Source organism: Pseudomonas sp. SDO524_S393 (assembly GCF_054071875.1).
The window spans coordinates 73,017-95,783 of sequence record NZ_JBSVVZ010000011.1; the positions used below are offsets into that span (position 1 = coordinate 73,017).

Here is a 22,767-nt window from a genome sequence, read left to right on the forward strand (position 1 = left end):
TGTACAGACCAGTAAATGTTTCACCGGAATGTGCCGGGCGCCTTGAATAACAGTGGCTGCGGCCGCACGGGGCGACACTGCAAACTATCAAAGGTAAACAATTGCGGTCGTTCAATCAGGTAACCCTGAGCGTAATCCACACCAATTTCGAGTAACGCCTGTTCGATCTGCGGTGTCTCAACAAACTCTGCAATTGTGCGCTTACCCATGACATGGCCGATGTGATTGATCACTTCGACCATCGCGCGGTTAATCGGGTCGTCCAGCATATCCTTTACGAAACTTCCATCGATCTTCAGGAAGTCTACAGGTAAATGTTTGAGATAGGCGAATGAGGACATTCCGGCACAAAAGTCATCCAGCGAAAAATGACAACCTAACGCTTTGAGTTCATTAATAAAACGAATGGCACTGCCCAAATTTGCAATAGCGCTGGTTTCTGTAATTTCAAAACAGATCATCGCCGGTGGAACAGTGTAAGTTTCAAATTTCTCACGCAAGAACCCGAGAAAGTCATCATCGCCAATTGTTATACCTGACAGATTAATCGCACACATGGCCATAGGGCGCCCCGGGCGCTCGGTCATGCAACGGTTAATGATCCTGAAGACGTTTTCCACCACCCAACGGTCCAGCGAAGTCATCAGGCCATAACGCTCGGCGGCCGGGATAAAACTGTCGGGCAGGATGATTCGCCCGGCTTCGTCATGCAGGCGCAACAGAATCTCGATGTGCCCGTCGCCGCCGTCGGTATGGCCCAGGGGTGAAATTTCCTGGGCGTACAGGCAGAAGCGGTTCTCTTCCAGCGCCATGTGCAGGCGTTGCACCCAGGCCATTTCGCCAAAGCGCAGAGACAGCTCCGAGTCATCGGCGTGGTAAACCTGCACGCGGTTGCGGCCCTTTTCCTTGGCCATGTAGCAGGCCATGTCGGCAGCCCGCAGCGAGGTTTCCAGGGTGGTCGGGGCCTGCGAGATATGCACCAGGCCGATACTGACCGTGGTCATGAACGGCCGGCCCTTCCACACGAAATGCAGGCTTTGCACGGTATGGCGCAGGCTTTCGGCAATTTTTTCCGCCACCGGCGCCGGGCAGTTCTCCAGCAGGATGCCGAACTCGTCACCGCCCAGCCGTGCCAGGGTGTCACCTTCGCGCAGGTCAGATTGCAGCAGCGCGCAGATATGTCGCAGCAACTCGTCGCCCGCCGCATGACCACAGGTGTCATTCACCAACTTGAACTGGTCCAGGTCGAGGAACATCAGCGCATGTCGCCCGCCTTCCTGACGCGCGGCATGATTGAGCACCTGCTCAAGACGGAACTCGAACTCGCGACGGTTGGCCAGGCCGGTCAACGCATCGTGGGTCGCCTGCCACGACAGGTTGGCGATGTATTGGCGCTCCTGGGTCATATCGTGCAATACCAGCACCGCGCCGCTGACCTTGCCGGCACTGCGGATCGGCGCGCCCACCAGGGTGACCGAGACCGTACTGCCGTCCAGACGCTGGATCAGTTTCGAATGCTCGCTGCCGCCACTGAGTTGCCCCTTGACGATGTGCTCGATCAAGGTAAAGCCATCGGGCTGGGCATTGTCGTCCAGCAGCTTGAACAGCGCCGCCAGCGGCAAGCCCTGGGCCTGGGCCGAATTCCAGTGGGTCAGCGCCTCCGCCGCCGGGTTCATATAGGTGATGGCACCGTCGACGTCGGTGGTGATCACACCGTCGCCAATCGATTCCAGGGTGATTTGCGCCCGCTCCTTTTCTTCCTGCAAGGCATCGGCAAAGGCATGGCGCTGGGTCAGCAGTTTGTGGGTGCGCAGCAGCGCCAGCACGATCAGGCCCAAGGCCGTGGCCAGGTTGGTGATCAGCAACAGCCGCAGAATTACCCGTGACCCTTCGCCCAGCGCATCGCTGAAAGCCTTGGCCGCCGGCGTCACGCCGTCGTTGATCGCAATGATATGGGCCTTCCATTGGCGCACATCGTTGGCACTCACCTGATCCCGGGTGATCGACTGGTGCATCTCCCGGGCCAGATCATCCAACTGTACGAGGTAACCATCACCCACCGTCCACAGTTCGATGGCTTTTTCCAGGTAACTGAAATGACGAAAGTTGAGGTACAGCCAGATCAGGCTGGAGACATCGTCCGGGTGGTTGCCGCCCTTGAGAATGCCCAGGCGTGCGGCGCTGAGGTCGGGGGTGGAGCGGTCCAGAGCGATGCGCAGTTCATGCCCGCCCTGGGGCACGGCGATGGCTTGCTGATACTTGAGGTACGTGGCTTCGTCGCGGTTGTCGGCGTAGAGCGTGAGGTAATAGATGGCATCCTTCTGCCCCTTGGACCAGAGACTTTCGCCTGCCACATAGCCGCGCACCGCTGAAAGCACGTAGAGACTGATGCAGCCCAACAATGCCTGGAACAGCACGACGGCGATAAAGGGCCACACAATGCCCAACAGCCGAGGCGTTCCGAGAGTCCGCTTTTGCTTCATGAAGTCCCTTGCACATGCACCGCTGGATACGCACGCGAAAATCCGCTTCCGATAGCTCAGCCTAGGCCAAATCAACGTACTTGTTGCAAGTGTCCATACAACTTGGCGTACAACCCGCCATCGGCAATCAGTTGCTGATGGTCGCCATCCTCTGCAATGTGACCGCCGTCAAACACCAATACTCGGTCTGCCTGCTTCACCGCCGACAAACGGTGGGCGATGATCAGTGTAGTACGGCCACTCAGAAACCGCGCCAGGGCCTGGTGCAGGTTGTACTCGGTGGCGGCATCCAGCGCCGAGGTGGCTTCGTCGAGGATCACCACCTTCGGCTCGGCCAGCACCATGCGCGCAATCGCCAGGCGCTGGCGTTGGCCGCCGGAAAACCTTACCCCGGAACGCCCCACCACACTGTCCAGCCCCATGGGCAGTGCCTTGACGGTAGCATCCAGCTGCGCGATTTCCAGTGCCTGCCAGCAGGCCTGATCACTGCGCGTGCGGCCCATGGTCAGGTTGGCCCGTACCGTGTCGTTGAACAGCGCCGGATGTTGCAGCACCACCGCGACGTTTTCGCGAATGGTCTCCAGGCCGATGTCCTGCTGGCTGGCACCGCCAAAGCGGATCGTCCCGGCCTGGGGCGTATACAGCCCGAGCAGCAGCTGCACCAACGTACTTTTGCCGCCGCCGCTGGCGCCGACGATTGCCACCTTCTCACCGGGGGCGATGCTCAGGTTCAACTGATCGAGCACCCGATCTTCGCCATAGCCAAAAACCAGGCCGCGCACCTCGATACCCACGGTTTCACGCCCGGCAAACGGGTTCTCGCCACCGGCGTATTGTGGCTCGTCGGCCCGCGCCAGCAGCTCGTTGATCCGCGTCAGCGCGCCGCCGGCGGCGTAGTAGGCATATTGCAGGTTCAGCAACTGCTCCACCGGGCTGATCATGAACCAGAGGTAGCTGAACACCGCGAGCATCTGGCCGATGGACAGGTCGGAAAACAACACCGTCAGCATCGCCGCCGCGCGGAAAATATCGATACCGAACTGGAACAGCAAACCGCTGGCCCGGCTTGAGGCATCGCTTTTCCACTGGGAGTTGATCGCGTAATCCCGCACTTCCTGAGCGCGCTGGCCCAGGCGCCCGAGGAAAAAACCCTGGCGGTTGCCGGCGCGCACTTCCTGGATGGCATCCAGGGTTTCGGTCAGGGCCTGGGTAAACCGCGAGGTGCTGTCGTTCTCCAGCTTTTTCAGGTGTTTGACGCGCTTGCCCAACTGCACCGTGGCGTAGATCACCAACGGGTTGAACAGCAGGATCAGCAATGCCAGTTGCCAATGCATCCACACCAGGATCGCCGAGGTCCCCACCAGCGTCAGCATGGCCACCAGAAAGCGGCTGAGGGTTTCGCCGACGAATTTGTCCAGGGTGTCCAGGTCGGTGACCAGGTGGGTGGTAACCGTCCCGCCGCCCAGGCTTTCGTATTCGCCGAGAGAAATGCGCTTGAGGCGTTCGATCAGGCGCACGCGCAGGCGGTACACGATGTCTTTGGCCAGACCCGCGAACAACCGCGCCTGCACCACGTTGAACACCAGCGCCGCACCGCGCAGGGCCAGGGTCACCAGCAACATCAGGCCAATGTAACCAGCGGCTTTCTGCCACCCCAGGGGCAACGCGTGGTTCATCACCTTGAGCGCGGCGTCCCCGTGCCCCAGCAGTACTTCGTCCACCAGCAAAGGCAACAGCAAGGGGATGGGCACACTGCACAGGGTCGCCAGCACGGCAACGCCGTTGGCGATCCACAGGGACTTTTTGTGCCGCAGGGCCAGGCGGCGAATTTCCGCCCAGGTCAGGCGATCAGTGCGTTTGGACGGCTCATGGGTGTCAGGCTGGTCATGCACAGGTTGCTCGCTCCAGCCATCGGCCCAGCAACGGCGATAGCTCGGACAGCGGCTGATAGCCGTTGGTGAGCAAGGCCAGTTGACCCTTGCGCTCGGCCAGCAACGTGGGGAAACCGGCGATGCCCAGGTCTTGCACCCAGGTGAAGTCGGCCGCCGTGGCCGTGTGCTGCTCGGCACGGTCGAACAGATCGGCGAACTCGATGCGCGGGATACCGGCCTGTTCGGCCAGTTCCACCAACACGCTGGCGTGGGTCACATCGCGCCCCTCGACATAAAACGCGCGCTGGATCAGCCCCAGCAGTTTCCAGGCGCAGTCCGGCGCCAGGCTGCGCGCGGTCACAATGGCGCGGCACGCAGGTTCGGTGTCATAGACAAACCCGTCGGGCAATGCCCCTTCGCGGTTGAACGGCTGGCCGGTGGCGTCCGTGACCGCCTGCCAATGCTCAAGAATGTAGCGCCGCGTCGCCGGCTCCAGCGCTGCGCCGCTGCCGGTGCGCAAGCCGCCCACCACCAGGTGCAACTCCACGCCGGCGGCCCGGGCCTGCTCCACCAACGCCTCGGCCACCGGGGCAAACCCCCAGCACCAGGAACACATCGGGTCCATCACATAGAGCAGGCGGGCAGACATGGGCTCAAGCCTCGGAAGGTGATTGCTTGTAGTTGTAGCCAATCGGGTGCGGCAGGTTGCGGGCCTTGGCCAGCTCGATCTGTTTTTGCCGGTCGATCGCGCTGCGACGGGTCTTCTCCGGCAGCTTATCCCAGCAATGTGGACAACTGATGCCCGCCACATAATGCTCGGACGCGCGGTCTTCAACGCTCACCGGCGTACGGCAGGCATGGCACTGGTCGTAGTCGCCTTCGCTCAGGTCGTGGCGAACGGTCACACGGTTGTCGAACACGAAGCAGTCGCCCTGCCACTTGGTCTCTTCCTGTGGCACCTCTTCGAGGTACTTCAGGATGCCGCCCTTGAGGTGGTAGACCTCTTCGAAACCCTCACCCAGCATGTAGCTCGAGGCTTTCTCGCAACGAATGCCGCCGGTGCAGAACATGGCGACTTTCTTGTGCCTGGCTGGGTCGAAATTGGCTTTGATGTAGTCGGGAAATTCGCGAAAACTGGTGGTTTTCGGGTCGATCGCGCCTTCGAAGGTACCAATGGACACTTCGTAGTCGTTGCGGGTGTCGATCAGCAGCACTTCCGGGTCGCTGATCAGCGCGTTCCAGTCCTGAGGCTCGACGTAGGTACCGACTTTCTTGTTCGGGTCGACGCCTTCGACGCCCAGGGTCACGATCTCTTTCTTGAGCTTGACCTTGGTGCGGTAGAACGGCTGCTCGTCGCAGTAGGACTCTTTGTGATCGATATCGACCAGGCGCGAGTCACTGCGCAACCAGGCCAGCAGGCCATCGATGCCTTCGCGGCTGCCGGAAACGGTGCCGTTGATGCCTTCTTCGGCGATCAGCAAGGTGCCCTTGATGTCGTTGTCGACCATCGCCTGCAGCAGTGGCTCGCGCAGGGCGACGTAATCTTCGAGGGTGACGAACTTGTACAGTGCCGCCACGACGATCGGTTGAGTCATGGGTGTTCTCTCCAGGTGGCTACCCTCGCAAAGGGTGAACCGGATGCAAAAAAAACGCGCCGACTAAGCGGCGCGTTGCGGATTCTAACAAATGCCCGGTGTCAGAAACACCCGGTCATCAGTCATGCCCGCCGGCGCAGGTCGGCGAGGCCGGGGCTGCGTCGATTTTTGCCCATTCATCAGGCGTGTAGGTGTGCAGCGCCAGCGCATGAAACTCGCTCATCAGGTCACCCAGGGTGGCGTAGACCTTCTGATGGCGCTTGACGCGGTTCAGCCCTTCGAACTGCGGGCTGACCAGCACGGCCTTGAAGTGGGTCTGCAACCCGCGACTGTGCATGTGGCTTTCGTCCAGCACGCTCAAGTGGTCGGTGCCCAGGGCGGCAAGGGCCGTTTCGATACGCTGTTGCATGGTCATTCCTGATTACTTCTTCTTGGCCGGAGCAGCGGCCTTGGGCGTCAGCTCGTTGGTCATGTCTTCCAGCAGCTTGTTCACCACCGGCACCGCGCTTTCCAGCTTGGCCTGGGTCATCTGGGCCGACTGCTGGGTGAGTTGCGGCATTTTTTCCAGGACTTTCTTGCCCAGCGGCGACTGGTAGAACGCCACCAGGTCCTTGAGCTCGGATTCGCTGAAGTTGTCGGTGTAGAGCTTGACCATGTCCGGTTTCAGCTTCGGCCAGCCGATGGCCTGGTCCAGGGCGGCGTTGGCCTTGGCCTGGTAGCTGTCCAGGACGGACTGCTTGGCGGCAGGCGCCTTGGTCTGTTCGAAACGCTGGGCGAACATTTGCTGCACTTGCATGTACACCGGGGTACCCAGCTTGTCGGCGTGGGCCAGGGTAAGGAAGGCTTCGGCACTGGCGTTGTGGCTGGCGGTATCGGCAAGAACCTGGCCGCTGGCGCAAACCAGAGCAACCGCGGTACAGATGGCACGAAGACGAGTCATCGAGTTTCCTTTTCTAGCAGGCGAGGTAAGACCCCAAGGGCGCCCATTCTGCGCCTAAAAAACCTTGTGGCTCAACCCCGGGCCTTGTCGGGCCTGGATTCACCGATGAAATGTCTTTTAGGGAACCCACCCCGCCGATCAGGGCCTAAACTGCGCAAACAGACCTTGAGGAGTGTGCCCGATGAGCCGTATCGAAACCGACAGCCTGGGAGACGTTCAAGTCCCGGATGACGCTTACTGGGGCGCTCAGACCCAACGTTCACTGGTGAACTTCGCCATCGGCGAGCAGCGCATGCCGCTGCCGGTACTGCACGCCCTGGCCCTGATCAAGAAAGCCGCCGCCCGTGTCAACGACCGCAACGGCGACCTGCCCGCCGACATCGCCCGCCTGATCGAACAGGCCGCCGACGAAGTGCTGGCCGGCCAACACGATGACCAGTTCCCGCTGGTGGTCTGGCAGACCGGCAGTGGCACCCAGAGCAACATGAACGCCAACGAAGTGATCGCCGGCCGCGCCAACGAGTTGGCGGGCAACAAACGTGGTGGCAAAAGCCCGGTGCACCCCAACGATCACGTCAATCGCTCCCAGAGCTCCAACGACTGCTTCCCCACCGCCATGAGCATCGCCGCCGTGCAGGCGGTGAACCAGCAACTGCTGCCGGCGATCAAGAACCTCTCGGGCGGCCTGGCGGAAGTGTCGGCGCGGCATATCAAACTGGTGAAGACCGGGCGCACCCACATGATGGACGCCACGCCGATCACCTTCGGCCAGGAACTTTCAGCGTTCATCGCCCAGCTCGACTACGCCGAACGCGCCGTGCGCAGTGCGCTGCCCGCCGTCTGCGAACTGGCCCAGGGCGGTACCGCGGTCGGCACCGGGCTCAATGCGCCCCATGGTTTTGGCGAGGCGATTGCCTCTGAGCTGGCGGCGTTGTCGGGCTTGCCGTTCGTCACGGCGCCGAACAAGTTTGCCGCACTCTCGGGCCATGAACCGTTGGTGTCCCTGCACGGCGCGCTGAAAACCCTGGCCGTGGCGCTGATGAAAATCGCCAACGACCTGCGCTTGCTGGGCTCAGGCCCCCGCACCGGGCTTGCGGAAGTGAAGTTGCCGGCCAACGAACCGGGCAGCTCGATCATGCCCGGCAAGGTCAACCCGACCCAGTGCGAGGCCTTGTCGATGCTGGCCTGCCAGGTGCTGGGCAACGACGTGACCATCGGCATCGCGGCCAGCCAGGGGCACTTGCAGTTGAACGTGTACAAACCGGTGATCATCCACAACCTGCTGGAATCCATCCGTTTGCTGGCCGACGGTTGCAACAACTTCCAGGAACACTGCGTGGCCGGGCTTGAGCCGGACCCGGTGCAAATGGCGGAGCATCTGGAGCGAGGGCTGATGCTGGTCACGGCGCTCAACCCGCATATCGGCTATGACAAATCCGCCGAGATCGCCAAGAAGGCCTACGCCGAGGGCCTGACCCTGCGCAAAGCCGCGCTGGACCTGGGCTACCTCACCGATGCCGAGTTCGACCAGTGGGTTCGCCCGCAAGACATGCTCGGCGCTTAAGAAGCCAGCCGCACCCGCCGGGCCTTAAGCCCGGCAATCAGCGACGGCGCCAGGGCCACGCTCGCAGACCCCATCACCACCACCAATGCCCCGGCATAGCCCAGGGCGTTGATCTCTTCGGCCTGTACATACTCGGGCCACAACCAGGCCGCCACGGCCACCGCAACAAAAGTCACCAGGGGTGTGAGCGCCAGGGTCGCACTGACCCGCGAGGCTTCCCAGTGCGCCAAGGCTTCGGCAAACGCACCATAGGCCACCAGGGTATTCATGCAGCAGGCCAGCAACAGCCAGCCTTGCAGCGGGCTCAGGTCCAGCGCTTCCAGCGGATGAGCCCAGGGGGTGAGCAGCAAGGCGCACGACAGGTAGATCACCATCATGACTTGCAGCGAATTCCACACCGTCAGCAATTGCTTCTGGCCGAGGGCGTAGAACACCCAGATGGTAGTGGCGAGCAAAATGGTCAGCACGCCGGCGGTGTAGGTGCCCAGGGACGTCAGCAACTCTTCCAGCCGCTGGTTGAAGAACAGACCGAAGCCGATGATCAGCACCACCAGGCCCAGCCCCTGCCCCAGGCTGAAACGCTCCTTGAACACAAACACACTGGCGATCATCAGGAAGATCGGCCCCATCTGCACCACCAGTTGCGCGGTACCGGGGCTGAGCATCTTCAGGCCGACCAGGTAAAGCACGTAGTTGCCCACCAGCCCGCACACGGCCATCCCCACCAGCCAGCCCCCCCTTGGGCCAAGCACCTTGCGACTGGGCAGGCGCCTGGCCAAGGCCAGGTACACGAACAGGCAACTGCCGGCCACGATCAGGCGAAACCAGGTCACGGTGACCGGGTCCATCACCTGCAACACCTGTTTGAGTTTGACCGGGAGGATGCCCCAGAGCAGCGCAGTCAACAGGGTCAGCAGAAAACCGTAGACCCAGCGACCCGAAGAGATGTGCATGAATGCCCCAAACGCCAGAGGATGTGGAACCGGCATTCTAGGGGAACGCGGCGCGTTGGGTACACCGCATTCTCACGCACCGCTCACGGCACGCCCATCACCAGCACCCCGCTGCCACTGACGGGCCCGGCCGCTGGCAGCGAACCGGCTCGACGCACCAGCGAAAACGTCACATCGTCCGCACCCACGCTATTGGTGATGCGGGTCAGGAACGAACCATTGACCGGCACCGCCGCGCCGTTCCTGACAAGGGCAGTGCCGACATCGGCATTGGTCATCATCAGCAGGCGCGAGTCGAACGACGAACGTGTGCCTTTGTAGGTGATGGTGATCGGCGTGTTCACCCCACCGTCCGGGCAGGAATAGCTGAGCCTGCGGTTACTCACGATGGGTGTACTCAGCGGATCGCTGCCGATGGACCGCTGGTGAACGTTGCCGAAGTTGATCTCGATCGGGTTGTTATTGTTGATGGTGCAGCTCGACGGGGTGACCACGAAGTTATTGGCAGCGCTGTAGGTGACGGTCAATTGCGGTCGGGTGCCGTCATAGTTGTTCGAACTGGTGAGACGCAGCACGCCGAGGTGATCCCCGACGCGAATATCCAGGGGGTTGGCCGGGTAGTTGCGCACCAGAATGTAGGGGGTGACATTGACCGGGTAAAAGACTCCGTTGTTGGGCACGGTGAGGATGTTTCTGCCCGACGGCACCGGGGTATTCAGGAACGCCCCATTGATGCGTAAACCGGTCCCCTCACGGACAAACTTGGGGCCGGGTGTCCAGGCGGTACCCGCCGCACTCCCGCTGACCCAATAGTCCTCATGCCACGCCGGGCCGCCGCTGTAGGTAAAGCGACATTCCAGCCGTGCACCTTCCAGCATGATCCGGGTGCGATCTGCGCTCTGGGTGACGGTAACCGGGACGTACAGGTTGGGGTTGCCATTTTGCCAGGGGCCGCCATTGACACGGCAATCGACGGCTTGCGCGGTCGACGCGATACCCGTCAGGACAAGAAGCACACAGGCTGCGCGCAGTCGTTTCATGTTGATCTCTCGTTGCTCCTCTCCCAGGCGTCGCCCTGCGGGCAAAGGCCGCATGGACACCGTGGCGCTGAAAACCGCCCGGAAAAGTGTGGATTGGATAGGAAGCCGTTTCGGCTCGAACAGGACGGCTACGGATAGTCCAGCGTAAAGGTCGAGGTTGCCGTGTACGCACCGTGCCCGATGCTTTGATCACGAATGGCACTCGGCTCGCCCTTTACATAGGCCTTGAGCTCGATCACGTTGCTGCCAGCGACCAGTAGCTGTTTGTCGCTCACGGTGTTCAGGGGCAACGGCTCATCGCCCGGGGTCTCGATGCCCACGCCGATACCGGATGCCCCACTTCCACCGTCCAGCGCGAGCAAGCCGGGCAGCTCGCGGTTTTCAGCACCGCCGAAGGTGATGGTCACCGAATTGCCGATGCTGGTGTCACAGTCCTCCAGGTGCAATTTGAACGGTTTGCCCACGGAGCGCGTGTTGATATAGAGGTGCTTGCTGGTGACGTCCCAGAGCTCCAGCGTGATGGCGTCGTCACCCGGGCGGATCGTGCAGGCTTCGCGCACCAGCTTGCCTTTGAACTTCAGGTTGTCCGCTGCCTGGACCTCAAGGATCGAGCTACAGCTCAGCAACAGCGCCGCCACGAAAACCGGCCAGGCGTCATGAATAAGATGTCCCATCGACTCGGCTCCTACTGGTACTCAGCCAACAGCGTTGCCAGTGCGCTGAAGCTGGCGGGGGCCAACACGACCCCGCGCTGTTGAACGGGGACCACTTCCAGCGTCGGCGGTGACGACAGGCTGATGTCCAGTGGCGTATTCAGTGAAAACGGCTGGTCATTCTGAAACACGCGAATGCCCAAGGCCGGCACGCTGGTCTGCACTGCGGCGTTGTCAAAGGCCGCCGGCGTACCGTTGACGCTCAGCTTCAGCGCCCACGGCAGGGTGTCGACGCCACAGTTGATCGCGTAACCGACGCTGCGGCGATAGCGCACGCCATCGACGCGCTTGACGCCGACATCGCCAAAATCGACCTCGATCACATTTCCCGCATCAATCGTGCAGGGTGGCGGTTCATTCAGCGTACCGCTGAACGTCAGGTTGGCCGACACGCCGCAACTCAAGCCAAGCGCGCACACGAAGAGCCACATTTGCGGCTGCAAGACTGTCATGGATCCGTCCTCTTCATTGGTAATCGACCACCAGGGTCGCGGTGGCGTCGAACGCGCCTCCGGTCAGCCGGCTGCCCGCGCGCTTGACCGGCACGGCCTGCACCACGGGGAAATTGGGATAGGTGAAATTCACTGCCGTATTGAGTGGCCAGTCGGCGCCGTTGACGAATAACTTGACCCCAAGGTCCGCCTTGCGGGTCGAGAGCACCCGGTTGTCAAACGCGGCGCCCGTGCCCTGGAGCGCCAGTTTCAAGGCGTTGCTGTAGGGCGAGTCACAGGTGACGGTATAGGGCACGCCACGCCGGTAATTGACCCCGTCCACCCGGGATGTCAGCAGGTCATTGCCGAACGGCACATTCAGGGTGCTGCCACCGTTGATGACGCAGGGCGGCGGCGCGATGATCACCGCGCGAATGGTCACGCTGGTTTGAGCCTGCACAGCCTGGCTGCCGCCCAACAGGACGCCTGCGGCGATCAGAATGGCCCGCAGGCCGGTTGATTTAGACATGGTGTTGCCCTTACTCATAGTTGAGCCTGAAATCCACCACGGCACTGAATGCACCGCTGGTGAGGGGGGCGGCGGTGCGCGTGGGCTGGACCTTCCAGACCTGGGTGTTGCGCCCCACGGGCAAAAACAACGGCTCGCCCCGCGCGCCCAATTGCACATCCCGTCCCAGTGCGTCGGTCAGGCGCAGGCCCATTCCGGTGATGCCCTGCACCTTGACCAGTCGAGGGTCATCGGCGTCGGCCGGCGCGCTGAACGCGACCGACAGCACGGGTTGGTAGGCACTCCAGACCAGGTTGCCCGAACGTTCGCTGCGGACGCGGCCGGCGGTGCGCAGGCAATCGGTGAAGCGCAGTTGAAACGCTTTCGAGGTGGCCTGGTCACCGGGGCGCTGCAACTGGCTGGTGGACACGCTGCCCAGGTCAACGGTCTGATGCAGCGAAGCCATCTCCAGACTGCACGGGGACTCATGCATGGAACCCAGCACATTCAACTTGCCGACCTGACCTTCGATGTCCTCTTCATCCTCGGCCTGCACGCTCGCCGCCAGGGCCAACAGCAGGCCACCCACGACCTTCACGTAGTGCGACTTCATGACGTTCTCCCGCAACCCTTACTCATTGGACGACAAGGCCTGCGCGCTGACCGTGCAGGTGTCGCCCGCACAGGTGAACGCCAGCAGCGGACGGCCACCGTAATCGTTCACGTAGGCCAGCACCGGCGCCGTACCGAGTTCCTTGACCGATGCCCCCAAAGCCAGCGCGCCCTTGGGCGGCACCATCACCGGCACGAAACCCGGCACGGTCTTGCCGCCCTTGCTGCTGCGCGCGTCCACCAGCGTCACGTAGTAAGGCGTGGGGTTGTTGACCCGGTAATGGCTGCCTTCCCGGGTCAGTGTGATTTTCTCCTGCCAGGGGTTGGCCAGGTCCTGCTGACTGGGTGTGATCGCCTGTGGCCGGTAGAACAGCTTGATGCGGGTTTGCAGGGCAATCTGCAGGGTGTTGGACTTATCACTGCGCGGCGGAATCTCCCTCAAGTTGAAGTAGTAGACCGTCTCCCGGTCCTGGGGCAACGACTTGGCCGCCGGCAGCGCCTGCACTTTCACCTGGCTTTGCTTGCCGGCCTCCAGACGTTGAACCGGCGGCAGCACGATCAAGGGACTGGTGATTTTCTTGCCGGACTCATCCTCGATCCAGCCCTGGGCCAGATAGGGCAACCGGGTATTGTTGTTGGTGATGTTCACGCTGGTGGCGTCCTTGCCACCTTCGAAAATCACGCGGGTGCGGTCCAGGCCGACCGCGGCGTTGGCACTCTGGATACAACCCAGAACCAGCAACGTGAAAACCTGAGGGGTGAAGCGTGTGACGGGCATCATGAGGATGTGTTCTCCGTTTCGGTGGGCTGCTGGCTGCTCAGCGTGGCAGGCTCTGGCAAGGACGGTGCTGTGGCGACGCGCTGGCAGTGCAGATGCAAGGCATCGCTCAAGCCGTCCGCGGGCAGAGTGGACGGCAGCGTGAGCTCGCAACGCCCATGCCCGGCCCAACTGACCACCATCCGCTCGCCGGCACGAATGCCGCTCAAGTAGACGTTGCCGCCGTCGTTCACAATCCCGGTGTCTTGCTGTTTGAGGTTCTTCACGGTGGCGCCGAAGGGCGGCGCGCTGCCGTCGGGCAGACGCAACACCACCATGGCTTTTTCACCGGCAATCACGTCCAGCGTGCGATAGCCGATAGCGCCTTCGGTCAGCGTCAGTTGGGTGACGGATTGGGTAGCTTCGACATTGCCCGGCAGGCTCTCCAGATCGACACTGGCTGCCGTGCGCTGGTAGCTGCTGATGTCGGAAATGACCGCCTTGCCGAAGACATTGCTGCGCGTCGGTGAACCGTAGCCGCGCACCGGTACATCGGGCACGCCACCGGTGTCGATCATCAGGCGCGTACCGCCGGTGCTGGTGGTGCGGTGCAAGGCGCCTCCCTGGGCCGTCAAGGTGCCGCCGCCACGGGCCGAGGCACTGAGGCTGCTGTAACCGCCTTCCTGGCGGCTGGCGCTCAGGTCGACATCGGCGTAATCCCCCATATGGCTCAGGTAGCCGCTGGCCGAGGTGTCGCTGGCACTGAGCTGGTAGCTGTTGCGCTCATCCACGCGATCACTGTAGCGCGTGGCAAAACCGTTGCTGCCGGCTGCCCGGTTCGCATCCAGCGACAAGGTGCCGGTGCGCCCCAACGGCAGGCTGACGGTCACGGACAGGCCGTTGTCCTGATAGCTGTACTCCCGGGTGCGGTACATATTCAGGGACAGGCTCATGTTCTTGACACTGCCCACATTGAAATAGCGTGACAACGACAGGTTCCAGCGGTGCGTGTCGGGCCGGTCCCAGTAGGTCTGCTTGTGGTAACTGGCATAGACCGTGGCGCCCAGGTCACGGAACTGCTTGTTGAGCGTTACGGTATACAGCGCCTTGCTGCCCCCGATCGGCTGCCAGGGCTCATCGCTGTCACGGTAATCGCCCCGCCCGCCGCGCTCACCATTGAGCCCGTAATAGCGCGCGTCCAGGTACTCGGTCATGGTCAGAAAGTTTTTCTCGGAGAAGCGGTAGCCGGCGAATGTCACCTGGCTGTCGTACTCCTCGAAGTTCTTGGAGTATTGCAGGCGGTACGATTTGCCCGAGAGCGCCTCGCTCCAGACCGTCGCGTGGGACTGCGTCACATCCAGCGACACCGCGCCAAATGCCAGCAAATCCCGCCCTGCCCCGACGGACAAGGCCTTGTAGTTGTTGTCACTGATGCCGCCGCCGAACAGAGACCAGCCATTGCTGATGCCCCAGGAGAACTCGCCGGTGGTAAAAAAGTCCCCATCGGACCCGTGCTGCAGATTCGACGGCCGCCCGGAGGCCAGCTTGTAGCGAATGCGCCCGGGACGCGTCAGGTACGGAACGCCGGCAGTATCGACCTGCTGGGTATGCACCGAGCCGTCCTGCTCTTCGACTCGCACATCCAGCTTGCCGGTCACCGCGCCATTGAGGTCCTGAATGCGAAAGGGGCCCGCCGCCACCAGGGTTTCATACAGCACACGGCCCTGCTGGCTGATGATGACCTTGGCATTGGTCTTGACCACGCCTACCACTTCCGGGGCATAACCGCGGAGGTTGGGCGGCAACTGGCTTTCATCCGAATTGAGCGCGGCGCCGGTAAAGCGGAAGCTGTCGAACAGGTCCGAATACAGGTAGTTCTCACCCACCAGCAGGCGCGCCTTGAGCGCAGGAATGGCGCGATACGCGTAATAACGGCTCCACTCCAGCCTTTGAGGCCCCGCCGCTTCCTGTCGACCACGCTCGACACGCCCCTGCCAATCGGCCCTGAAGCGCCAGGCTCCGGCGTTGGCGCCCACCGTGCCATTGCCGCTGAGGTTATTGCGGTTGCCGTCTTCTCTCTGATAGTTCGATTGCGCCGTCAGGCTGTAGTCCAGCAGCAGTCCCGGCACCCCTTCATCCCAGCGGGAAGGTGGGTCCCAATTGATCGCGCTGTACTCGAGGTAGGCCTGGGGCAAGTTGATACTCAGGGTGGAGGTGGCCAGGTCACCACTGACTTCCATGCCCGGCAGACTTTGAATATCCAGGCACTCGCCGTCCTTCCACCAGGCAAGTTTGCCGGCGTCGGACGTTTTCAGTCCCAACTGTTCCACGAGGGTTGCCGACAAACAGGCCTCGCTGCCTTTCGGATCCTCATCGGGCGCATAGAAAGCCACCGAGTGTTCAGACATTGGTTGAGCGTTGACTTGTACGGTCATCGAGTAAGTGCCCGGCAGAATGAAACCGCTGCGCGCAAACCGAGACAAATCAATATTCGTGCGATCGCTTATATCCAGGACATCGGTATTGAACTCGACATCCGATGCCCCCACTGCACCGCCCGCCAGTGATATCAACCCACCAAAAAGGCTGGGGCGCAGGGTATTTTTGACCATCGACCCATTCAACATGAAAGCAACCCATCAATTCAGAAGTATTCCAACTTGAACCGCACCGCGGCACTGTGAGCCCCAACCACCAAGGGCAGTCCGTTACCCACCAGGTACAGCACGTAGTTGAGTGTCATATCGCCCTCCGACAGGGGCGCGGGTGCCATCCGTTCACCCGGAACACTCTCCTGGCCCGCGGAATCGACGATGTGCAGGGCCACCCCTTGCGAAGCACCGAAGACCGCGAACGAGAGCCCTGCCCTGTCGGTGGGGCCCTCGAACGTCACTTGCATGTGCTTCCAGTCGGGCAGGCTCATACCCGGACGCAACGGATCGGGCCGGGTCAGCGAGCAGTTCACCAGGCGTAACTGAAAGGGGTGGTCCTCCCCCCGCGTGTTGCGCAACAGCCGACCTACCGGCTCGGGAGGCATCTCGATGGTTTGATCGATACTGGCCAGTTCCAGCCCGCAGGCCGAGTCCACCACCTCCCCGCCCAGCGTCAACAGCCCTTCGCCCTGCGAACCCCCTTGCGCCAACGCGCAGGGGCTGATGAGCAACGAGACTGACGAGGCCACAGCGAGACTCAAGAATGTATTCACCGCTATCTCCCTCCCGCTTTCCCCCCGCCACGCAGGGTGGCGGGGGCAAAACTCACTGATAGGCCAAGGTGAAATTGGTGACGGCGCTGAAATCACCCGGAATGATCGGGTCGGTCGCGGCGCCCTGGACGTAGGCCCCGAACTCCAGCGTGTTGTCGCCGGCGCTGATGATCTGCGGGGCGGTTGGTTTACCCAGCTCAACCAGGGCATTGCCGTGGGTCATCATGATGCCCACGCCGCCCGCGCCGCCCACGGTGCCGATCGCGCCTGGCACCACGGCCGAAGGCGCGCCGGTGAAGGTCGTGGTGACCGTGTTGTCGGTGAGCCCGGTCAAGTCGCAGCCTTCAAGCTCGATCAGCACGCGGCGGGCTTCGGATTTGCCACCGGCTTGCAGCTGATGCTTGGCAATCGCCCCCAGGCGAACGGTCTGGTCCACGGAGTCCGGCTTGATGGAGCAAGCACCCGAATGGACCGACCCCAGGAACGTCACCGTTCCATCCGCTGCGTTTGCAACAGACATCGAGCCCGCCAGCAGGCCAACGGACAACAGCACGGTTTTCAGTTTGGTATTCATCTACAGACTCTCACTTGGCAAGTTTCATTAAGTTGCCCTGTCACGGGTACAGGCAGGGCGAATTAAACAAGCGACTGAGCAGCCACTGTCATCGAAGGATGTCACTTCGATTTTTCCAATTAGTTGCATTGCAATTCAGCCAGCTGCTCAACGCCGGGCAAGTGTCGACTGATTAACCGATGAAGTAAGCCGTCTTTTTCGATGAACGATGTAGCCGTTCCCTATCAAGATGCGCAGGAAATAAAGGGCAATTTTGAGATTTCTTTAAAACAGCCGAAGGAAATGGACTACGTGTTCGTTAATGCGAATAATTTAAAGCAGGTTATATCTGTAAGAACAAGATTACATGCGCAGAACATAACAGCGCCTGGAGCGTTATTCCAACTAAGCAATCAATGCACGATAAGACAAGAACTTGGCTGAACAACAAGCGCAAAAAAGGGGAGCACGCTCCCCTTTTGATAATGCCCGGGCACAGACGGCCCGCAGCGGTACAAGCGTCTATCGCTAGCGCACCGCTTCGAACAACCCGGTGGCCCCCATGCCGCCGCCCACGCACATGGTCACGATGCCGTAACGCAGGTTACGCCGTTGCAGTTCACGCACCAGGTGCCCAACTTGCCGTGACCCGGTCATGCCGAACGGATGGCCGATGGAAATCGAACCGCCATTGACGTTGTACCGGGCGTTGTCGATCTCCAGGCGATTGCGCGCGTACAGGCACTGGGACGCGAACGCCTCATTGAGCTCCCACAGGTCAATGTCCGCCACATTCAAGCCCTTGGCCTTGAGCAGCTTGGGCACTGAAAAGACCGGGCCGATGCCCATCTCGTCCGGCTCGCAGCCGGCCACGGTGAACCCACGGAAAAACGCCTTGGGCTTGAGCCCCAGCGCCAGGGCTCTCTCCAGGCTCATCACCAAGGTCATCGATGCGCCGTCGGACAACTGCGAAGAGTTGCCCGCCGTGACCGACCCGTCTTCGGCGAACACCGGCTTCAAGCTTTGCAGGTTGGCCAGGGTGGTATCCGGGCGGTTGCAGTCGTCGCGGTCGACCACGCCTTCGAGCACCTGCACCTCGCCGGTGGTTTTGTCCTCGACCTTGTACGTGACCGCCATCGGCACGATTTCATCGCTGAACAAACCGTCGGCCTGGGCCTGGGCGGTGCGCTGCTGACTCTGCAGGGCGTAGAGGTCCTGGTCCTCGCGGCTGACGTTGTAGCGGCGCGCCACGACCTCGGCGGTCTGGCCCATGGGGAAATAGATGCCCGGCACCTGCGCCTTGAGCAGCGGGTTGATCAGGTTGTCGGTGTTGACGCTCTTCATGGTCAGGCTGATGGACTCCACGCCGCCCGCCACGATGATATCGCTGCAGCCCGAGGCGATCTGGTTGGCCGCAATGGCAATCGCCTGCAGGCCCGAAGAGCAGAAACGGTTGAGCGTCATGCCCGCCGTGCCGGTCCCCAGTTGCGAGAGCACCGCCACATTGCGTCCGATGTTATAGCCCTGGGCGCCCTCGTTCGAGCCGGCGCCGACGATGCAATCCTCCACCGTCGCCGGGTCGATGCCATTGCGGGCAAGCAGCGCGTTGACGCAATGGGCCGCCATGTCATCCGGGCGGGTCTGGTTGAACTTGCCGCGAAAAGACTTGGCCAGGCCGGTTCGCACGCTGTCGACAATCACTACTTCACGCATGGACTACCTCGATCTCGGGATTATTGGAAGGTGGATCGAGGATAGTTCCGAGATTGCCCGACCGCGATGATCATTCATCGGGCCTATATGCCAAACACAACCCTGTGGCACCTGTCAGGGCAGCTTCGCTGCCCGGCGCAGGACAAGCCTGCTCACTACAAAACGGAGCATGCGGGTTTATTTCTTTTTGCCCTTCTTGTCGTGCTTGTCGGATTTGTCGAATGCATCCTCCAGCGCCCGGTTGATGGTGCGCAGCACCTTGACCCGCGCCCAGCGCTTGTCATTGGCCTCCACTAGGGTCCAGGGAGAGACCTCGGTGCTGGTGCGGTCAACCATATCGCCGACGGCGGCGCGGTAATCGTCCCACTTGTCACGGTTGCGCCAGTCGTCGTCGGTGATCTTGAAGCGTTTGAACGGGATTTCCTCGCGAGCCTGGAAACGCTCCAGCTGGGTGTCCTTGTCGATCGCCAGCCAGAACTTCACCACGATCACTCCGGCGTCGCGCAGTTGCTCCTCGAAGTCATTGATCTCGCCGTAGGCGCGCATCCAGTCCGCCGGGGTGCAGAAACCTTCGATGCGCTCCACCAGCACACGGCCATACCAGGAGCGGTCGAACACCGTGAACATCCCTCGCGCCGGGATCTGCCGCCAGAACCGCCACAGGTACGGCTGCGCGCGCTCGTCTTCGGTGGGCGCGGCGATCGGCACAATACGGTACTGGCGTGGATCGAGCGCCGCAGCCACTCGGCGGATCGCGCCGCCCTTGCCCGCCGCGTCGTTGCCTTCGAACACCGTGACCAGCGCGTGCTTGCGCATGCGTTTATCGCGCATCAGGCCGGAAAACCGCGCCTGCTCGGTAATCAGTTGTTCCTCGTAATCGTCCTTGTCCAGGCGTCGGCTCATGTCCAGGCTGTTGAGCAGGCTCATCTGGTCCACCGCCGAGGGCAGCGGCGCCGGGTTCATGCCGCTGGCCTTGCCCTTCGCCACCTTGAGGGCATTTTGCAGGCCTTCCAGCAGGATTTTCCCCACGGTCAGCCCGCGGTAATGCGCGTCCACACCCTCGATCACATGCCACGGCGCATAGTCCCGGCTGGTGCGACGCAGCACGCGCTCGCCAAAATGCACGAATTTGTCGTAGGTCTCGGACTGCTGCCAGTCCAGCGGGCTGATGCGCCAACTGTGCAGCGGATCGTCGGCCAAGGCCTTGAGCCGCGCCTTCATCTGCTTTTTGGACAGGTGGAACCAGAACTTGAAGATCAGCGCGCCTTCATCGCAGAGCATCTTTTCCAGACGCTCGGCACCGGCGATCGCCTGGTCCAGGCGTGCGTCCTTGATCTGCCCATGCACACGGCTTTGCAGCATCTGGCTGTACCAGTTGCCAAAAAAGATGCCCATGCGCCCCTTGGCCGGCAGCTGCCGCCAGTAGCGCCAGGCCGGCGGCCGGGCAAGCTCTTCGTCGGTCTGCTGGTCGAAGGTGCGCACTTCGATCAGGCGCGGGTCCATCCATTCATTCAACAGTTTGACGGTCTCGCCCTTGCCGGCGCCCTCGATCCCGTTGATCAGGATGATCACCGGGAAGCGCTTCTGCTGTTGCAGTTCATACTGCACTTCCAGCAGCGCTTCACGCAGGGCCGGGACTTCGGCGTCGTAGGTGTCTTTGTCGATGGCGTGACCGATTTCGGCGGATTCGAACATGGGCGGCTCCATTTCAAGATGGATCAAGACTAGCGGATTGGGCAACAACACGCGGGAGGAAATTCCATCGGCGCTTGCCCTGGGTCAATTCAATGCCCCTTGATCGGCTAGAATGGCCGCCTTGCCTTTGCCTGCGTTTATTCGATGAGCCACCCATGACTCCCATCACCCACGCCCAGCTCGACTGGGATGACCAAGGTCGCCCGCACTCGCGGGTGTTCGACGACGTGTACTTCTCCGACCAGTCGGGCCTTGAAGAAACCCGCTACGTGTTCCTCGAACAGAACCGCTTGCAGGAACGCTTTGCCGCCCTGCCGGCGGGCGGGCGGCTGGTGATCGGTGAAACCGGCTTCGGCACCGGCCTGAATTTCCTCTGCGCCTGGCAGTTGTTCGAACAACACGCCGCAGCCGACGCGCGCCTGCATTTCATCAGCGTGGAAAAATACCCGCTGAGCCACGCCGACCTGCAACGCGCCCTCGCCCTCTGGCCCGAATTGCACGCCTTCGCCGAGCCATTGCTGGCGCAGTACATCGCCATTCACTCGGGCTTCCAGCGCCTGGTGCTGGACAACGGTCGCGTGACTCTGACCCTGCTGATCGGCGATGCCCTGGAGCAGTTGCCGCAACTGGATGCACAGGTCGACGCCTGGTTTCTCGACGGCTTCGCCCCGGCCAAGAACCCCGATATGTGGACCGCCGAGCTGTTCGCCGAACTGGCGCGCCTGGCGGCACCGCACTCGACCATCAGCACCTTCACCAGCACCGGCTGGGTACGGCGGTTGATCAATGCCGCCGGATTCAAGATGAAACGCACCCCGGGCATCGGCCACAAGTGGGAGATTCTGCGCGGTGAATTCCTCGGCTGGCCCGAAGCGACCCCGCCGCCCGCCGCCGCAAAACCCTGGTTCGCCCGGCCTCGCACAGCCATCACCGAGCGCAGGGCCCTGGTCATCGGCGGCGGCCTGGCCGGTTGCGCCAGCGCGGCCAGCCTGGCCGCACGGGGCTGGCAGGTCAGCGTGCTGGAACGCCATGACGCACTGGCCCGGGAAGCCTCGGGCAACCCGCAGGGTGTGCTGTACCTGAAGCTGTCCGCCCACGGCACGGCCTTGTCGCAGTTGATCGTCGCCGGTTTCGGCTACACCCGCCGCCTGCTGGAACACCTGCATCGCGGCGTGGACTGGGATGGCTGCGGCGTGCTGCAACTGGCGTTCGATGCCAAGGAAGGCCAGCGCCAGGCCCAGCTGGCACAAGCCTTTGCGCCGCAGTTGTTGCACCTGCTCGACCGCGAACAGGCCGAGGCCCAGGCCGGTATCGCTCTGGAACACGGCGGCCTGTTCTACCCCGAGGGCGGCTGGGTGCACCCGCCGGCGCTGTGCGCATGGCAAGCACGCCACCCCGGCGTCCAGGTACTGCCCCATCACGAGGTGCTTGAGCTGCGCAAGGTCGACGACCAATGGCAAGCCTGGGACGGTGAGCGACTGTTGGCCAGCGCACCCGTGGTGATCCTGGCGGGCGCGGCCGAGGTCCGACGCTTCACCGACCTGCCCCTCAAACGCATTCGCGGGCAGATCACGCGTCTGCCGCAAACCGACGCAAGCCGGGCCCTGGCCACCGTGGTGTGCGCCGAAGGTTATGTGGCACCGTCACGCCTGGGGGAACACACCCTGGGCGCCAGCTTCGACTTCAACAACGACGATCTCACGCCCACCACAGCCGACCATCTTGGCAACCTGGCGCTGCTCCAGGACATCTCCAGCGACCTGGCCCGGCGCCTGGCTGTCGACACCCTGGCCCCGGCAACCCTGCAAGGCCGGGCGGCCTTCCGCTGCACCAGCCCGGACTACCTGCCCATCGTCGGCCCGCTGGCCGATCGTGACGCGTTCGGCCACGCCTACGGCATCCTCGGCAAGGACGCGCGCCAGGTGCCGGACACACCCTGTCCCTGGCTCGACGGCCTGTACGTCAACAGCGGCCATGGCTCGCGCGGCCTGATCACTGCGCCGCTGTGCGGCGAATTACTGGCGGCCTGGATCAATGACGAACCACTGCCCGTGGCGGCCGGTATCGCCGAAGCCTGCCATCCGAACCGTTTTGCCCTACGTGCGTTGATTCGCGGAAAAAACGGCTGACACGC

20 protein-coding genes are annotated in these 22,767 nt (G+C 62.2%); 2 read left to right on the forward strand and 18 right to left on the reverse strand.

The features are described 5' to 3' along the window. Nucleotides 1-20: 20 nt before the first annotated feature. The 6 genes from ACW9IB_RS07495 to ACW9IB_RS07520 all read right to left on the reverse strand — a co-directional run bounded on the left by ACW9IB_RS07495 (nt 21) and on the right by ACW9IB_RS07520 (nt 6,889). A complete protein-coding gene (locus ACW9IB_RS07495; protein WP_457413011.1) occupies nt 21-2,483 on the reverse strand; it encodes an EAL domain-containing protein in 2,463 nt (820 codons plus the stop codon). Nucleotides 2,484-2,554: 71 nt separating this feature from the next. Further along, nucleotides 2,555-4,375 (reverse strand): ABC transporter ATP-binding protein, encoded by a 1,821-nt coding sequence (locus tag ACW9IB_RS07500; protein WP_457413013.1) that lies wholly within the window; start codon nt 4,373-4,375, stop codon nt 2,555-2,557. Continuing rightward, nucleotides 4,368-4,970: a DsbA family protein gene (locus ACW9IB_RS07505; protein WP_457413034.1), complete on the reverse strand. Its 603-nt coding sequence runs from the start codon at nt 4,968-4,970 to the stop codon at nt 4,368-4,370. The genes ACW9IB_RS07500 and ACW9IB_RS07505 overlap by 8 nt, the downstream gene beginning before the upstream one ends. A 37-nt stretch (nt 4,971-5,007) precedes the next feature. Further along, entirely contained in the window at nt 5,008-5,949 is a 942-nt protein-coding gene (gene trhO, locus ACW9IB_RS07510) for an oxygen-dependent tRNA uridine(34) hydroxylase TrhO (protein WP_457366006.1), read from the reverse strand. A gap of 118 nt (nt 5,950-6,067) precedes the next feature. After that, complete coding sequence (locus ACW9IB_RS07515) at nt 6,068-6,364, reverse strand: BolA family protein (RefSeq protein ID WP_185703844.1); 297 nt, start codon at nt 6,362-6,364, stop codon at nt 6,068-6,070. A gap of 6 nt (nt 6,365-6,370) precedes the next feature. Then, nucleotides 6,371-6,889, reverse strand: a complete 519-nt coding sequence (locus ACW9IB_RS07520; protein WP_457366007.1) for a DUF2059 domain-containing protein — start codon at nt 6,887-6,889, stop codon at nt 6,371-6,373. Between the two features lie 181 nt (nt 6,890-7,070). Between ACW9IB_RS07520 and ACW9IB_RS07525 the strand changes: the two genes are divergently transcribed. After that, nucleotides 7,071-8,453 carry a class II fumarate hydratase gene (locus tag ACW9IB_RS07525; RefSeq protein ID WP_457413015.1) on the forward strand — a complete coding sequence of 461 codons (1,383 nt, stop codon included), beginning with the start codon at nt 7,071-7,073 and terminating at the stop codon, nt 8,451-8,453. On the opposite strand, the gene ACW9IB_RS07530 is transcribed toward ACW9IB_RS07525, so the two are convergent. The 12 genes from ACW9IB_RS07530 to pap all read right to left on the reverse strand — a co-directional run bounded on the left by ACW9IB_RS07530 (nt 8,450) and on the right by pap (nt 20,633). Next, on the reverse strand, nt 8,450-9,406 hold the full coding sequence (locus ACW9IB_RS07530; protein ID WP_457413016.1) for a DMT family transporter: 957 nt from the start codon (nt 9,404-9,406) through the stop codon (nt 8,450-8,452). The two genes, ACW9IB_RS07525 and ACW9IB_RS07530, sit on opposite strands and share 4 nt — an antisense overlap. An 83-nt stretch (nt 9,407-9,489) precedes the next feature. Then, the gene (locus ACW9IB_RS07535) at nt 9,490-10,446 is read right to left on the reverse strand and encodes a fimbrial protein (protein ID WP_457413017.1); all 957 of its coding nucleotides are present in this window, start codon (nt 10,444-10,446) and stop codon (nt 9,490-9,492) included. A gap of 128 nt (nt 10,447-10,574) precedes the next feature. Then, the gene (locus ACW9IB_RS07540; RefSeq protein ID WP_457413018.1) at nt 10,575-11,120 is read right to left on the reverse strand and encodes a fimbrial protein; all 546 of its coding nucleotides are present in this window, start codon (nt 11,118-11,120) and stop codon (nt 10,575-10,577) included. Between the two features lie 11 nt (nt 11,121-11,131). Beyond that, nucleotides 11,132-11,611, reverse strand: coding sequence for a fimbrial protein (locus tag ACW9IB_RS07545; protein ID WP_457413019.1), 480 nt, complete (start codon nt 11,609-11,611; stop codon nt 11,132-11,134). Between the two features lie 13 nt (nt 11,612-11,624). Continuing rightward, on the reverse strand, nt 11,625-12,119 hold the full coding sequence (locus ACW9IB_RS07550; RefSeq protein ID WP_457366013.1) for a fimbrial protein: 495 nt from the start codon (nt 12,117-12,119) through the stop codon (nt 11,625-11,627). 10 nt (nt 12,120-12,129) lie between these two features. After that, entirely contained in the window at nt 12,130-12,711 is a 582-nt protein-coding gene (locus ACW9IB_RS07555) for a fimbrial protein (RefSeq protein ID WP_457366014.1), read from the reverse strand. Nucleotides 12,712-12,729: 18 nt separating this feature from the next. Then, nucleotides 12,730-13,491, reverse strand: a complete 762-nt coding sequence (locus ACW9IB_RS07560; protein WP_457366015.1) for a fimbria/pilus periplasmic chaperone — start codon at nt 13,489-13,491, stop codon at nt 12,730-12,732. Then, nucleotides 13,488-16,094 (reverse strand): outer membrane usher protein, encoded by a 2,607-nt coding sequence (locus tag ACW9IB_RS07565; protein ID WP_457413020.1) that lies wholly within the window; start codon nt 16,092-16,094, stop codon nt 13,488-13,490. Before ACW9IB_RS07565 ends, ACW9IB_RS07560 begins: the two co-directional genes overlap by 4 nt. A 17-nt stretch (nt 16,095-16,111) precedes the next feature. After that, entirely contained in the window at nt 16,112-16,672 is a 561-nt protein-coding gene (locus ACW9IB_RS07570; RefSeq protein ID WP_457413021.1) for a fimbrial protein, read from the reverse strand. Nucleotides 16,673-16,724: 52 nt separating this feature from the next. Then, entirely contained in the window at nt 16,725-17,246 is a 522-nt protein-coding gene (locus ACW9IB_RS07575) for a fimbrial protein (protein ID WP_457413022.1), read from the reverse strand. Nucleotides 17,247-17,753: 507 nt separating this feature from the next. Beyond that, nucleotides 17,754-18,938: a thiolase family protein gene (locus ACW9IB_RS07580; RefSeq protein ID WP_457413023.1), complete on the reverse strand. Its 1,185-nt coding sequence runs from the start codon at nt 18,936-18,938 to the stop codon at nt 17,754-17,756. 177 nt (nt 18,939-19,115) lie between these two features. Further along, a complete protein-coding gene (gene pap / locus ACW9IB_RS07585; protein ID WP_457366020.1) occupies nt 19,116-20,633 on the reverse strand; it encodes a polyphosphate:AMP phosphotransferase in 1,518 nt (505 codons plus the stop codon). Between the two features lie 155 nt (nt 20,634-20,788). On the opposite strand from pap, the gene mnmC reads away from it, so the two are divergent. Then, nucleotides 20,789-22,762, forward strand: a complete 1,974-nt coding sequence (gene mnmC / locus ACW9IB_RS07590) for a bifunctional tRNA (5-methylaminomethyl-2-thiouridine)(34)-methyltransferase MnmD/FAD-dependent 5-carboxymethylaminomethyl-2-thiouridine(34) oxidoreductase MnmC (RefSeq protein WP_457413024.1) — start codon at nt 20,789-20,791, stop codon at nt 22,760-22,762. Nucleotides 22,763-22,767: the final 5 nt, after the last annotated feature.

Bases quoted from the DNA above. Each gene is read 5' to 3' on its own strand.
- ACW9IB_RS07495 (WP_457413011.1), bottom strand. From the start codon at position 2,483: ATGAAGCAAAAGCGGACTCTCGGAACGCCTCGGCTGTTGGGCATTGTG.
- ACW9IB_RS07505 (WP_457413034.1), bottom strand. From the start codon at position 4,970: ATGTGTTCCTGGTGCTGGGGGTTTGCCCCGGTGGCCGAGGCGTTGGTG.
- trhO (WP_457366006.1), bottom strand. From the start codon at position 5,949: ATGACTCAACCGATCGTCGTGGCGGCACTGTACAAGTTCGTCACCCTC.
- ACW9IB_RS07515 (WP_185703844.1), bottom strand. From the start codon at position 6,364: ATGACCATGCAACAGCGTATCGAAACGGCCCTTGCCGCCCTGGGCACC.
- ACW9IB_RS07520 (WP_457366007.1), bottom strand. From the start codon at position 6,889: ATGACTCGTCTTCGTGCCATCTGTACCGCGGTTGCTCTGGTTTGCGCC.
- ACW9IB_RS07525 (WP_457413015.1), top strand. From the start codon at position 7,071: ATGAGCCGTATCGAAACCGACAGCCTGGGAGACGTTCAAGTCCCGGAT.
- ACW9IB_RS07530 (WP_457413016.1), bottom strand. From the start codon at position 9,406: ATGCACATCTCTTCGGGTCGCTGGGTCTACGGTTTTCTGCTGACCCTG.
- ACW9IB_RS07535 (WP_457413017.1), bottom strand. From the start codon at position 10,446: ATGAAACGACTGCGCGCAGCCTGTGTGCTTCTTGTCCTGACGGGTATC.
- ACW9IB_RS07540 (WP_457413018.1), bottom strand. From the start codon at position 11,120: ATGGGACATCTTATTCATGACGCCTGGCCGGTTTTCGTGGCGGCGCTG.
- ACW9IB_RS07545 (WP_457413019.1), bottom strand. From the start codon at position 11,611: ATGACAGTCTTGCAGCCGCAAATGTGGCTCTTCGTGTGCGCGCTTGGC.
- ACW9IB_RS07550 (WP_457366013.1), bottom strand. From the start codon at position 12,119: ATGTCTAAATCAACCGGCCTGCGGGCCATTCTGATCGCCGCAGGCGTC.
- ACW9IB_RS07555 (WP_457366014.1), bottom strand. From the start codon at position 12,711: ATGAAGTCGCACTACGTGAAGGTCGTGGGTGGCCTGCTGTTGGCCCTG.
- ACW9IB_RS07560 (WP_457366015.1), bottom strand. From the start codon at position 13,491: ATGATGCCCGTCACACGCTTCACCCCTCAGGTTTTCACGTTGCTGGTT.
- ACW9IB_RS07565 (WP_457413020.1), bottom strand. From the start codon at position 16,094: ATGTTGAATGGGTCGATGGTCAAAAATACCCTGCGCCCCAGCCTTTTT.
- ACW9IB_RS07575 (WP_457413022.1), bottom strand. From the start codon at position 17,246: ATGAATACCAAACTGAAAACCGTGCTGTTGTCCGTTGGCCTGCTGGCG.
- ACW9IB_RS07580 (WP_457413023.1), bottom strand. From the start codon at position 18,938: ATGCGTGAAGTAGTGATTGTCGACAGCGTGCGAACCGGCCTGGCCAAG.
- pap (WP_457366020.1), bottom strand. From the start codon at position 20,633: ATGTTCGAATCCGCCGAAATCGGTCACGCCATCGACAAAGACACCTAC.
- mnmC (WP_457413024.1), top strand. From the start codon at position 20,789: ATGACTCCCATCACCCACGCCCAGCTCGACTGGGATGACCAAGGTCGC.